We start from the raw sequence: 12,708 nt of genomic DNA, 5'->3' as shown, positions 1-12,708 counted from the left end.
TTTGGCGGCCAAGCGGCTGCGCCATTCCGTGCACAGGGGAGGTGGATCAGCCGTCCTGCAGTTTGAAAAGCGATCCGAACTGGCCGGAGTGGGCCCAATATTTGAGGATATCGAGCACGGCCGCCGGCGATGCGAGCCGGTGTTTGGCGATCGTGTCGAGACCGCCGACATGGATCGACACGCCGTCATTGTCGTTGACGACGCGAAACCCGTCTTCGTCGGTCAGATCGTCGCCGATGAAGATCGGCCGGCTGTTGCGGTAGAGCGGGTGTTTCAGGAAGTCCGCGATGGCGTGGCCCTTGCTCGCCTCCGCCGGCAATATTTCGCCGACGCATTTGCCAAGTTGCAATCGGTAGTCGGAGCCGAGCGATTTCAGCGCATCACTGAGCGCATGGCGGCAGAGTTTCTCGGACTCGACCGCCTTGCGCCAATGCACCGAGAAAGCGCAGCCCTTGTCCTCGACGATGACGCCGTCGATCGGATCCATCGCCGCGCGGACCCTGTCGGCCGCCAGCATCAGCTCCGGTCGGCTGGTCGCATCGCAGCGAGTGGTGATGTCGCCGGCGCGCGTTTCGAGCCCGTGCAGGCCGGCGGCGTCGAACATCAGCGGCCGCAGAAAGCCATCAAGCACCTGCAACGAGCGCCCGCTGACAATGGCAAAGCGGCCGTCCAAGGTGAGCTGCAAGTCTTGCAGGGTTGCCACCAGGGAGCTGTCGATGACCACATTGTCGGGTCGTGAGGCGATGTCGACCAATGTGCCATCGAAGTCGAGGAACAGCGACCAAGTCTGAGTAGTCATGTGCTGCCCCCCGAGCGTCCCTCCTGAACGGGTTCGAGAATGCGCTGGCGATTGCGCAGCCGCGAGGCCTCGACCAGCATTTGGGCGGCCCAGCGATAGACATTTCGCTCCCGTACCAGCGTGCGCATGAGCTGCATGCGTTCGCGCTGCTGATCCTCGGGCATGGTCAACGCGTGCTGGAAGGATTCCGCCGTGCCGTAGGCATCATAGGGATTGATCAGCAGCGCTGCGGTCAGTTCCCGCGAGGCACCGGCGAATTGCGATAGGATCAGCACCCCTTGGTCGTCGTCACGTGCGGCGACGAATTCCTTGGCCACGAGATTCATGCCGTCATGCAGGCTGGAGACGACGCAGACGTCGGCGGCGCGGAAGAGCTCGAACACTTCCGCCGGTTCATGATGACGGATGATGAGAATGATCGGCTTATAGCTGTCGTTGCCATGTTTTTCATTGATCGTCTCAGCCAGCAAAACGGCTTCGTCTTGTAGTTTGCGATAGGAGTCGAGTTTGGTTCTGGTCGGCGCCGCCACCTGCACCAGGACAAAGCGACCGATCCATTCGGGATGGCGCGTCAGGAAATCGTCGACGGCGTGCATCCGATCGACCACGCCCTTGGTATAATCGAACCGCTCGACGCCGATGGCCAGATGGGCGTTCTGATCGATGCCGAGGCGCTCGCGCACAATGCGTCGGCATTCAGCGACCGGCTTTTGCGCCTTCATCGCCGCCGGCGGCCAGTCGATCGAAATCGGATAGGGACGGATCAGACACTCCTGGTCTTCGAGCGTGACCGAGGCATTCTCGCGATCGATCCGGCTTTCGATGAAACGGTCAGCCGTCTCCAGGAAGTTGTTGCAATGGAAGCGCGTGTGGAAGCCGAGGATGGAGCTGCCGAGAAGGCCGCGGATGATCTCCTCGCGCCACGGGCAGATGCCGAAGGTTTCGGAGTTCGGCCACGGGATATGCCAGAAGGTGATGATGGTGGCGCGCGGCAGCCGCTTGCGGATCATGCCGGGCAGGGTGGCGAAGTGATAATCCTGCACCAGGACAATCGGATCGGGCACGCGCGCTTCCTGCGCGACCGCATCGGCGAAACGCTCGTTGACCTCCTGATAGGTGACCCAGTTGGCCTCACGAAACGACGGACGCACGAAGGAGATATGGCACAGCGGCCACAGGCCCTCGTTGGCCATGCCATAGTAATAGCCGTCCTGCTCGTCCTCCGACAGCCAGACACGGCGCAAGGTATAGGCTGGATCGTCGGGGGGCACTTGCACACGGTCATTGCGGTCGACGGTCTCGCGATCAGCCGTGCCGCTGCCATGGGCCACCCAGGTGCCGCCGCAAGCGCGCATCACCGGCTCCAGCGCCGTCACCAGGCCGCTTGCCGGTGTCTGCGCCGAGATGGTGTCGCCGTTCTTGTTGTGGATATAGGGCTCGCGGTTCGAAACCGCGATCACCTGTACACCGGGCAATTCTTCTTCGATCAGCTTGCGCAGGGTTTCAGGCGACCAGTCGACCTGGATCGGCGCTTCACCGCCGCTCGCGGCATCGGATTTCAGGTCGCGGACCAGCTTTCGGATTTCGGCCCCGAGAATCGGCGGTGTTCCGTTGGGGTCGCGCATGACGCCGCCACCCTTGCGCGCATCAAGAATTGTTTGGCGTGCCGACGCCAGCCATTGTCGCAGCAGGAAGAACATCAGCGCGGCGGCGAGCAGGCTGATGGCAAAGCCAACACCGACGATGCCGAGCACCCAGTAGAAACGCACTTCCGAGGCGCGCGCTTCTATGAAGCTCAGATCATGTAAGACCGCGACATGCCCTTTGGTTGCGCCGGTCGTGATCGGGAACGTTGCAATGAACAGCCGGCGGCCGGCGTGATTGATAGTCGAGAAATTAGGCCGGTCGCTGCGCGCCAAGGCCTTGCAGGCGACGTCATTGCCCAGGCTCTTGGTCTGGTAAACGAGGTTGTCGCGTTCGTCGCAATACATGATGCCGACAAGGCGCTCGTCGTCGGCCAGGCGATCGAATAGTTTTGAGATGGCGCCATCGTCTTTGCGGACGATATCGGACTGAATTTGGTCTTGGATGGAATTGAACACAAGGCGCGAACGCAATTCGACATCGCGCCGCGACCATTGATCGACGACGATGGAGGTCAGGGGCAGAAAGCCGAGCACGAGGACGACGATCACGCCAATGATAAAGGCTCCATAACGGTAATAAGACTTCACATCCAATGCTCCTGAAATGCTCCCGATCAAGACGGCCGACAGGCCCTAAAGCTTACTCCCAGGGACGACTGAGCCGAACCGCTGAATTGATCAGGCCGACCATCGAATAGGTTTGCGGGAAATTGCCCCAGAGCTCGCCGGTCTGATGGTCAGCGTCTTCCGACAAAAGCCCGAAGGAGTTGCGCAGGGCGAGCAGTCGCTCGAATTGCGCCACCGCTTCCTCGCGATGGCCGATGGCGGCAAGCGCATCGACATACCAAAAGCTGCAAATGAGGAAGCCATTGGTCATATGGCCGAAGTCGTCATGTGTTGCGTAGCGCAGCAAGAGGTCGCCAAGGCGCAATGATTTTCCGATCGCTTCGACGGTGGCGACGAAACGGGGATCCTCGGCTTTGACGAAGCCGAGTTCGGCCAGGAGCAGCAAGGTCGCGTCGAGGTCTTCACCGTCGAAGGCGGAGACGAACGTCCCGAGCTTGGCGTTGAAGGCGCGTCGATCGATCTCGGCATGGATCGTTTCGGCGTGCTTTTGCCAAAACTCACTGCGGTCATCCCGGCCGATCCGCTTGGCGGCGCGCGCCAGCCTGTCGCAAGCGGCCCAGCACATCACACTCGAAAACGTGTGGATCGAGGCGATCGTGCGCAGTTCCCAAGGGCCGGCATCGGGTTGGTTGAACACCTCGAGTGCGCGGCGGCCGAGACCTTCAAGGCGTTCGAAGAGGATTTCATTGCCGTCGCGCACCAGCCGGTGATCGAAGAAGGCATGCATGGAGGCGAGCACGATGCTGCCGTAAACATCGTTTTGCACCTGCGTATAGGCGCCGTTGCCAGTGCGCACCGGCCCCATGCCGCGATAGCCGGCAAGCTTTTCGGCGATCCGTTCCTCGCGGTCGGACAGGCGCGAGACGCTGAAGAGGGGACCGATATCCTTGGCGCCGCGCGAATTCTCGTCATCGACGATATCGGTGATGTAGCCGATGTAGGTTTCCATCGTGCGCGTCGTGCCAAGTCGGTTCAGCGCTTGAATGACGAAATAGGCGTCACGCACCCAGCAATAGCGATAGTCCCAGTTGCGACCGCTTGAGGGCGCTTCGGGAATGGAGGTGGTGAGCGCGGCGACAATGGCGCCGGTCTCCTCGAAGTTGCACATTTTGAGGGTGATGGCCGAGCGGATCACCGCTTCCTGCCAATCGAAGGGGATCGACAGCGAACGCACCCAATCCTGCCAATGGGCGATGGTCTTCTCAAGGAATTCCCGGCCCATCACATCGATGCCGGCACGCAACGGTTCGTCGGCGCCGAAGAAGAAGGCCAGCGGTCGGTCGATCACGAACGGGGTTCTATCGAGGAGATAGGCGACCGGCGCGTCTGTCGTCAGGCGCAGGCTCATCGACGGGCCGACGAAACGAATGTGGCTGTTGCCGCGCGTCACCTCAGGCTCGTCGGCACCCCAATTGAATTTCGGCGTGGCCCGCACCCTGATGCGTGGCCGGCCTTTCAGCGGGCGGATGCGACGCACCACCATCGGCGGCCGGTAGATGCGATCGAACTGCATGAAGCGCGGCGCATAGTCGGTGATCTCAAGCGAGTTACCGGCCGCGTCGGACAAGACGGAAACAAGGACAGCGGTGTTCTCGATATAAGACTGCGAGCAAGATACTCCGCCAACAAGCTCGATCTCGAACAGGCCGTCATGCTGCTTGTCGGCATCTTCGCCCATCAGCAAATTGCAGAACGCCGGATCGCCATCGAGCCGAGGAAAGCACGACCAGATCATGCGCGCGCGCTTGTCGATCAATGTTGCGATCGAACAGTTTCCGATCACAGCAAGGTCGAGAGAATGCATAGGTAGATCTCCTGATATGGGCGGCGCGAAGGCCAAGGCATGAGGACCAAGGCATGACGAGCGATAGGAACGAGGAACTCGGTGGGCCGGCCTGGTATCGCGAGGCGCTCGGCTAGGATTCAAACGTTCGCGACACCAGGGACTTAACGCGTGGTGCGCGGAAAAAGTTCCATGCCGATGTGGCAGGTTTTTGTCATCGTGCGAGGCCGCTGCAGGCCCGCGCGATCGGGTCGTTAAAAAAGCAAAGGCCCCGCGCGGCAGAGCCGCAGCGGGGCCAAAAAGTCATAGGCCTTGCCAGTACATCCGTGGTCAAGGCTAGAGACTTGGCGAAGTCTGTTGATCAGACAGCCTTCAGATTGTCCGCAGAGGACTTACCCGAACGCTTGTCGACGACGATCTCGTACGAAATCTTCTGTCCTTCGTTCAGGCCGCGCATCCCGGCGCGTTCAACGGCGCTGATGTGAACGAACACGTCCTTGCCGCCATCATCGGGCTGGATAAATCCGTAGCCCTTTTGATCGTTGAACCACTTAACGGTTCCCTGTGACATAGGTATCATTCCGTATTTAGCAAGTGCAGGTTGGTCGCAAAGAAATTCCGCAACCGGTGTATTCGAGATTTAGGGAATGTCGTCAGACAGGTCCGCGGTTGCGGCAAGGCCAAGTCGTTCGGCCAAAAGCTCGAACATCTAATATGGGGGATACGACTTATTTAATCAAGATCCTCTTTTCGGGGTCGTTTAGATCCTAGGTCGCTCCCAACTCTAGGCTTTTTTTGTCGTAGTCCGGTTGGTGAAGTGGGCGTTACCCAGACCGGTTCCGATGGTGAAAGCGCCCCATCCCTCCACATCCTGCATGAAGGGCACCTCGCTCAGCCCCTGCACGACAGCGTCATTATGCATGATCACCAGGGTTTCGTGCTCATCGATCTCCGGGATCGCGGCGGCGATCGCCTGCGGCAAATTGAATCGGCTGCTTTGCCAATTGCCCGGCAGGTTTTGCGTGCCCTGCGAGATGGAGCCGTCATCCTCGATTCGCCCCGGGCAGGCGATGCCGATGAACGGCGCCAGTTTATAGCCCTCCTTCTGGGCGCGTGACGCCAGATCCTGCAACATGCCGATGAGTTCGCCCACGGCCTCGTCGCGCTTTGGATCGTCGTCGGCGTGCCGCCAGAGCTTTGACTTCCACACCCGCGCCTTGGACAGGTCCTTGGCCTTTTTGACGTTGGGTTCGACAACGCCGGCACGCATATTCGTCCCGCCAATGTCGACGGTTAAAATGGCGTCGTGGCCCTCGAAAATCCACGCCGGCGCCAGATGCGCGCAGCCGATCAGCGCGGCTTCGTCAGGATGGCTGCGAATGGGAACGAGATCGATGTTGATTTTCTCGGCCTTCAGGATGAGGCCGGCACGGGCGATGGCCAGTTCACCGATGCGGCTCTGGCGGAAGCCGCCGCCGATGACCAGGCGTTGTGTGTCACTCCAGGCTTTCAGTTTCAGGAATCGCTGCGCCACGCCGGCGAGTTCCTGCGCGAAGTCCTCGATGGCGCTTTGCACCACGCCGCTGGCGTCCTGGTCTCCGCTGGTCAAAATTTCGTCCAGCCGTTTACGGCTGATGTCGTCGCTGGCCTCGTCGCCGAACGGGTCCGCATCCAGTTTGCGCAGCGGCTTGCGCCATTTTTCCAGCAGATCGTGAAAGGCGCGCCGGCTTGCTCGGTCGCCGACAAAACCCTCGTCGTCTTTGATTTCGGCGTTGTAGCTATCGACGATCACCGAAGGGAGGGTTGTGGCTCCGTGCGTGCCGATTGCTTCTGTCGTCTGAACAGCCATCCGTTGAGCCCCCTGATTATAGGGATTTAACGGCTAAAGCCGTCCGATGGTTGCATAGCTTAAGCGTCAGCCTTAGAAGCCGTCCGCCGCGATGCGGGGGATCAAAGCGCAGGTCCGTGGAAACATGTATAGGCCGACGATCCCCGACAGTGGGGTCAGCGTGGCTATTGGATACGGCTCGGCGTGGTTGAGGACCGTCAGGTCCATGGGGTAAACTGGGCGGGGCAATGCCAAAGCGGCTGAGCCTAGCCTTCGTGCCGGGCGTTTCGTCTGCCTGTTGCGGCAGCAAAGAGACTTTGTGTTGAGTGGCGGTCGCGATAACGCGGGCCGCCGAGTGAGGGGGGAATATGTCCAAGATTCATGTGAGCACGCGTGGCCTGTCGTGGGCTGCCGCGATCGGGATGTCGCTGGCGGCTGCCGCGACCGCATCGGCGCAGAGCAATTATCCGAACCGGCCGGTCAATCTGATTTCCGATTCGGCGCCGGGCAGTTCCAATGACGTGTCCGTGCGCATCGTCGCCGAGCAATTGGGTAATCTGTGGAGACAGCAGGTCGTCGTCCTCAACTATCCGGGCGCTGGCGGTGGCATCTCGGCCCGAACCGCCGCGCAAGCGACGCCGGACGGTTACAACTTCTATATGCCGGCGGCCTCGGTCTTCCTGGCGTTGAAGGGCGCCCCGGGAACTTCGCCCAATCTGCCCGTCGAGCTGCCGCGTGATTTCGTCCCGGTGGCTTTCGTTTCCGTGCAGCCGATTTTCCTCGCGGTGTCGCCGAAGCTCGGCGTCAATTCCGTCGCTGAGCTCGTTGCCATGGCGAAGCAAAAGCCCGGCGAGATTTCCTTCGCCGCGACCGGCAAGGGGCGCATCACCCATCTGACGATGGAACTGCTGCAAGCGCGCGCCAACATCAAGCTCACCTTCGTGCCCTATGCCGGCGGACCGGCGGCGGCGATGAACGATGTCACCACAGGGCGCGTCGGCATCGTTCTGGACGGCTATTCCAGCCTCGGTGGCGCCATCGACGGCAATCTCATTAAGGCCATCGGTGTTGGGACGTCCGAGCGGTTGCCGCAGTTCCCCAATCTGCCGACCGTTGCGGAGACTGTTCCCGGCTTCTTTGCCGGCGGCTGGAATATCGTTGTCGCCCCGATCGGGACGCCGGCGGATATCGTGAAAAAGGTCAGCGAAGACGTCAACAAGGTCCTCGACAACCCCGATGTCATCCAGCGCTTCGAAAAGCTCGGCACCTATCCGCGCAAGATGTCCGCCGATGAGGTTGGCGCTTTCGTGAAGCGGGAGCAGGATGTCTGGCGCCCGATCCTTGAAAAAGTGGCGAGCGAAGACGGCAAATGAGCCTCCTGTTAAGCTGACGCTTTGGCATTTCCCGCGTCGAATTGGCGTGGGAAATGCCTCCAGGTCAGGGGCTTGAACTGGATCCCATAAAGCCGATATAGCCTACCGAATTAGTGGGGAGATTTTCCGGAAAGGAAAAATCGTTGAGACTGTTTTTGAAAGCGCGCGGCACACCTCTCGTGGCCGCCATCGGATTGACCCTGGCGGCCGCTCCGGCCGCATTGGCGCAGAGCACCTATCCGGATCGCCCGATCACCTTCATCTCCGATGCGCCGCCGGGACTGTCCAGCGACGTGGCGACCCGCATTGTCGCCGAGCAATTGACCGTTCTGTGGAAGCAGCAGGTTGTCGTCATCAATCAGCCAGGCGGCGGCGGCAGCATCTCGGCGCGGGCGGCGTCGCGCGCCACCCCCGATGGCTACACCTTCTACACGCCGTCGAACTCGACCTTCCTGCAGTTGAAGGGCGCAGCTGGCGTCGCGCCCAACCTGCCGATCGAAATGCCGCGTGATTTTCTGCCTGTCGGTTTCATCTCGGTGCAGCCGATGCTGATTGGCGTCTCGCCGAAGCTCAACGTCAACAGCGTTGCTGAACTGGTGGCGCTGGCGAAAGAGAAGCCGGGTGAGATCGCCTTCGCGGCGACGGGGCGTGGCCGCTTCACCCATCTGACGATGGAATTGTTTCAGGCCCGGGCCAACGTGAAACTGACCTTCGTGCCCTATACCGGCGGGCCGGCGGCAGCGATGAACGATGTGACCACCGGCCGTGTCGGGATCATCGTTGATGGCTACCCGGGCATTGGCGGCGCCATCGAAGGCGGTCTCATCAAGGGTCTTGGCGTTGGCTCGCAGGAGCGCTTGAAGGAATTCCCCGATCTGCCAGCCATCTCCGAAACGCTGCCGGGCTTCTTCGCCAGCGGCTGGACCGCGCTGATCGCGCCGGTCGGTACGCCAGACGACATCCTGAAGAAGGTGAGTGCCGATCTGAACAAGGCGCTTGAAAGCCCCGATCTCCTGGCGCGCTTCGTCAAGCTCGGTCTCTACGTCAACAAGACCTCGCTCAGTGAAGCTGGTGACTTCGTCAAGAAGGAACAGGAGATCTGGCGTCCGATCCTCGAAAAGGTGGCGAGCGAGGACACCAACAAATAAGCATTTTCCAGCGAGTGGGTTCGCGTGAAGAAAATGCGTTAGATCAAATCGGGGCGGGTTCTGATGAAATCAGAACCGGCCCCGAATGTATTATTCGCCGAAATCCTCGCGTTTCCACGCGCTCGGATGGCGCTTGGTGACGCGGCTGAGGTCATCAACGTTGGCGCAGCCGAGCTGGCCCAATGTGTTGCGCAGGTCATCCGCATAAACATTGATGAGATGACCAGGCCCCTTGGCGCCGAGCGCGCCGAGGCTCCACAGGAAAGACTTGCCGGCAAAAGCGGCGTCGGCGCCGCAAGCGATGGCGCGCGCCACGTCTATGCCCGAGCGGATGCCGCTGTCGAGAATGAGCGTCGCCTTTTTACCAACAGCAGCGCGAATGGCGGGCAGGACGTCGATGCTTGTCGGCAGAGCGTCGATCTGGCGACCGCCGTGATTGGTGACGAACAGCCCGTCAACGCCCATCGCCACGGCGCGTTCCGCATCGGCTGGATGCAACACGCCCTTGAGCACCAGCGGTCCCTTCCAATGCTCGCGATATTTGGCGATCTCGTCCCAGGTGAAGGCGCCACCTTGTTCACGACGGATGAAAGCCGCGGCATCGGCCAGCGAGATATTCTCCGGCATGTATCTCTTGAGCGAGACAAAGCGCGGAATGCCCGCTTGCGATAGAGCCGAGAGCCAGGCCGGCGAGGTCAGAGCATCGAGCCGCAGACGCATGGTCAGCTTGAACGGATTGACGATGCCGCTGCGCACTTCGCGCGGGCGAATGGTGCGCGCCGGCGTATCGATGGTGAGCACCAGGGCATGGACACCCACGGCCTGGGCGCGACGCACCAGGTCGAGTCCGATCTTGTGATCGTTGTTGGCGAAGCGATAGAGCTGATACCACAGCACGTCAGGCGCGAGCTCCGCCGCCTTTTCCACTTCGATGCCAGACAGAACGCCCAGCGTATAGGGAACACGCGCCGCCTGCGCGGCGCGGGCGAAATGGGTCTCGGCGCCGGGAAAGGCTGTGCCAGGTCCGCCGATCGGCGCGATGCCGATGGGGGCCGCATAGGCACGGCCAAACAGTTTCGTGTCGGCTGGCGGTGGTTTGACCACCCGGCTATAGCGCGGCACCAGTTCGATCCCGTCGAGCGAGGCCCAGTTGCGCTTGATGCCGGTATCTTCGCCGGCGCCACCGTCCATATATTCGAAGGAAAAGTGCGGCATCCGCTTGCGCGCCCGTTCGCGCAGATCGAATGCGGTCGGATATTGACGCAGCAACGCGAGCCGTTCTTCCGCCTCCTTGGCGGAAAGCGCCTGTACCGGTGCTGGCGGCTGTCGTGCGTCGTCCATTTCCATCCCCGTTATTATGCCTCGATTGAACCGCGACCATAGCCGGCAGGGGGCGACAAAGCGAGGGCAGGGGTCAGCGTTTGCGGCGATTGTCCCTGATCCGCGCCTTCGGTTGCGCCCATTCCGGCCGTTGCGCGAACCATTTTGCCAGAAAAGCAACGAACACCCGCACCTTTGCCGGCGGTGCGACCCCATGGGGATAGGCGACGAGAATCGGCTGCGGCAACGGCCGGTAGGCCGGCAGCACCTGGACGAGGGCGCCTGACGCCAAGTCTTCAACGATGCAATAATGCGGCACGAGGCCGATGCCGAGATGCGCCAGGGCGGCCTTGCGCAGGGCGAGGCTGGAGTTGGACAGAAAGTCGCCGTTGATCTTGACGGTGGCAGCGCCCGAAGGACCGGTGAAGTTCCAACGCCGGTCGTATTCGTTGGAGTTGGAATGAACCAGGCAGCGGTGCGCGGCGAGCGCCTCGAGATCTCGTGGCTGTCCCATCTCCGCGATATAGCGCGGTGAGGCGCAGAGCACGAATGGGAAGGTGCCGACGCGGCGCGCGATGATCGAGGAATCGCGGATGTCGACCGTGCGGATGGCGACATCATGGCCGCTGTCGACGAAATCCTGAGCGCGAAAGGTGAAGTCGCCCAGCGTCAATGATACGCGCAGGTCCGGCTGCACTGTCGCGAAATCAATGATGGCATCGCCGAGATACATGGTGCCGAAAGATTTCGGCGCGGCGATGCTCAGCGTGCCGGAAGGCTTGCCGCGCCCCTGCGCCAGCGCGCGCTCGGAGCTTTCGAGATCAAGCAGGATCCGTTCGCAAGATTGCAGATAGGACGCGCCGTCCTCGGTGAGGCGGATGCTGCGCGTCGAGCGATTGAATAGAGTGACGCCGAGGTTTTGTTCGAGCGCCGCGATGTGTCGTGTCACCAGCGAGCGCGAGATGCCGAGCTGCGCCGCCGTCCGCGTGAAGCTGCGGCTGCTGGCGGCCCGGACGAAGGTCTGCATGGCGAGAAATCGATCCATGGCATCCATTTTTGCAGAAAATGAAAAAGACAATTGCAATATTGTCGCTTTCAATTGAAGGCCGTCAATCGAAAGATCAGAACAGAGGAAACAGGCCATGGGAGGGACAGGTGCCAGTTCTCCGCAACATGCAGCGTTTAACGCTGGCTCTGGCCGGGCTTGGCGTGGCTCTGGCGACCACGTCCCTGGCGCAGGCGCAAGACGTGGCCTATCCGACACGGGCGGTGAAAATACTCGTGGCGGCGGCGCCGGGCGGCAATCCCGACATCATTGCACGGGCGCTGGCGCAAAAGCTGACCGTCACCCTCAACGCGCCTTTCATCGTCGAGAATGCACCGGGCGCCGGCGGGGTCGTCGCAGCGACGTCCATCGTCAAGTCGCCGCCTGATGGCTATACGCTCTTTGTGGCTGATTCCGGCAGCCTGGCCATTGCGCTGGCCACCACCGCCGGCCTTGCCTATGATCCACGCAAGGATTTCACGCCGATCACCGCTCTGGCGAGCGTGCCGACAGTGCTCGTCGTCAATCCCGATCTCGGCTTCAAGGATGTGAAGTCCTTTATCGCCGCCATGCGTGCCGCGCCCAACAAGACCAATTACGGCTCTCCGGGGATTGGCTCGGTGCATCACATCACCATGGCGGTCTTTCTCGCTCAGTCGAACATTCAGCTTGAACACATCGCCTATCGCGGCGGGACGCCCATGGTCGATGCGCTGTTGCGCCGTGAGGTTCAGGCGGCCTGGTCGGGCATTCCCAATGTGATGGAGCCGATCCGTCTCGGCAAATTACAGCCGCTGGTCGTCAGCACGGCCGAACGCCAGCCGACGCTGCCCAATGTGCCGACCTTGGCGGAGGAGGGGCTTGGCCAGTTCGACATCGCCACCATGATGGGCCTTGTCGGGCCGGCGGGTATTCCACCTGCTGTTGTCGGCAAGCTCGAAAAGGCCGTTGCCACTGCGCTGCGCGAACCCGACATGACCGCGCGGCTCGACTCGTTAGGGATGACCTTCGCGCCCGAGCAGGGTGCCGCCGCCTACACCGCCTTCATCTCCCGCGATATCGACAAATATGACAGGGCCTCGAAACAGGCGGGACTGACAAAGCAATAATCCGAAACGCATAGATCCAGGACAAAGCAG

The 12,708-nt window shown here is 61.3% G+C and carries 10 protein-coding genes; 3 read left to right on the top strand and 7 right to left on the bottom strand.

Annotated features, from left to right (window positions below; genetic code table 11):
• Positions 1–46: 46 nt before the first annotated feature.
• The 5 genes from otsB to BLW50_RS10620 all read right to left on the bottom strand — a co-directional run bounded on the left by otsB (position 47) and on the right by BLW50_RS10620 (position 6,704).
• The gene (otsB, locus tag BLW50_RS10640) at positions 47–799 is read right to left on the bottom strand and encodes a trehalose-phosphatase (RefSeq protein ID WP_090701525.1); all 753 of its coding nucleotides are present in this window, start codon (positions 797–799) and stop codon (positions 47–49) included.
• Complete coding sequence (locus BLW50_RS10635; RefSeq protein WP_090708959.1) at positions 796–3,033, bottom strand: alpha,alpha-trehalose-phosphate synthase (UDP-forming); 2,238 nt, start codon at positions 3,031–3,033, stop codon at positions 796–798. The genes otsB and BLW50_RS10635 overlap by 4 nt, the downstream gene beginning before the upstream one ends.
• A 52-nt stretch (positions 3,034–3,085) precedes the next feature.
• The gene (locus BLW50_RS10630) at positions 3,086–4,876 is read right to left on the bottom strand and encodes a glycoside hydrolase family 15 protein (protein WP_090701522.1); all 1,791 of its coding nucleotides are present in this window, start codon (positions 4,874–4,876) and stop codon (positions 3,086–3,088) included.
• A gap of 340 nt (positions 4,877–5,216) precedes the next feature.
• Positions 5,217–5,426, bottom strand: a complete 210-nt coding sequence (locus BLW50_RS10625; RefSeq protein ID WP_090701519.1) for a cold-shock protein — start codon at positions 5,424–5,426, stop codon at positions 5,217–5,219.
• Positions 5,427–5,639: 213 nt separating this feature from the next.
• Entirely contained in the window at positions 5,640–6,704 is a 1,065-nt protein-coding gene (locus BLW50_RS10620; protein WP_090701516.1) for an ROK family protein, read from the bottom strand.
• A gap of 347 nt (positions 6,705–7,051) precedes the next feature.
• Between BLW50_RS10620 and BLW50_RS10615 the strand changes: the two genes are divergently transcribed.
• Positions 7,052–8,056, top strand: coding sequence for a Bug family tripartite tricarboxylate transporter substrate binding protein (locus tag BLW50_RS10615; protein ID WP_090701512.1), 1,005 nt, complete (start codon positions 7,052–7,054; stop codon positions 8,054–8,056).
• 143 nt (positions 8,057–8,199) lie between these two features.
• Positions 8,200–9,204, top strand: a complete 1,005-nt coding sequence (locus BLW50_RS10610; RefSeq protein ID WP_170850100.1) for a Bug family tripartite tricarboxylate transporter substrate binding protein — start codon at positions 8,200–8,202, stop codon at positions 9,202–9,204.
• 90 nt (positions 9,205–9,294) lie between these two features.
• Here the strand turns inward: BLW50_RS10610 and BLW50_RS10605 are convergent, their stop codons facing one another.
• Together BLW50_RS10605 and BLW50_RS30325 are read right to left on the bottom strand one after the other, a co-directional pair.
• Complete coding sequence (locus BLW50_RS10605; protein ID WP_170850099.1) at positions 9,295–10,545, bottom strand: alpha-hydroxy acid oxidase; 1,251 nt, start codon at positions 10,543–10,545, stop codon at positions 9,295–9,297.
• 73 nt (positions 10,546–10,618) lie between these two features.
• On the bottom strand, positions 10,619–11,569 hold the full coding sequence (locus BLW50_RS30325) for a LysR family transcriptional regulator (protein WP_170850098.1): 951 nt from the start codon (positions 11,567–11,569) through the stop codon (positions 10,619–10,621).
• A 110-nt stretch (positions 11,570–11,679) separates the two neighbouring features.
• Between BLW50_RS30325 and BLW50_RS10590 the strand changes: the two genes are divergently transcribed.
• Positions 11,680–12,678, top strand: coding sequence for a Bug family tripartite tricarboxylate transporter substrate binding protein (locus BLW50_RS10590; RefSeq protein ID WP_170850097.1), 999 nt, complete (start codon positions 11,680–11,682; stop codon positions 12,676–12,678).
• Positions 12,679–12,708: the final 30 nt, after the last annotated feature.

It is taken from the genome of Beijerinckia sp. 28-YEA-48, from assembly GCF_900104955.1.
Taxonomy (GTDB): Bacteria; Pseudomonadota; Alphaproteobacteria; order Rhizobiales; family Beijerinckiaceae; genus Terripilifer.
This window is presented reverse-complemented; position numbering and strand designations above follow the sequence as displayed.

Excerpts from the sequence above, each read along its gene's own strand:
- otsB (WP_090701525.1), bottom strand. The coding sequence starts at position 799 with ATGACTACTCAGACTTGGTCGCTGTTCCTCGACTTCGATGGCACATTG.
- BLW50_RS10630 (WP_090701522.1), bottom strand. The coding sequence starts at position 4,876 with ATGCATTCTCTCGACCTTGCTGTGATCGGAAACTGTTCGATCGCAACA.
- BLW50_RS10625 (WP_090701519.1), bottom strand. The coding sequence starts at position 5,426 with ATGTCACAGGGAACCGTTAAGTGGTTCAACGATCAAAAGGGCTACGGA.
- BLW50_RS10620 (WP_090701516.1), bottom strand. The coding sequence starts at position 6,704 with ATGGCTGTTCAGACGACAGAAGCAATCGGCACGCACGGAGCCACAACC.
- BLW50_RS10615 (WP_090701512.1), top strand. The coding sequence starts at position 7,052 with ATGTCCAAGATTCATGTGAGCACGCGTGGCCTGTCGTGGGCTGCCGCG.
- BLW50_RS10605 (WP_170850099.1), bottom strand. The coding sequence starts at position 10,545 with ATGGACGACGCACGACAGCCGCCAGCACCGGTACAGGCGCTTTCCGCC.
- BLW50_RS30325 (WP_170850098.1), bottom strand. The coding sequence starts at position 11,569 with ATGGATCGATTTCTCGCCATGCAGACCTTCGTCCGGGCCGCCAGCAGC.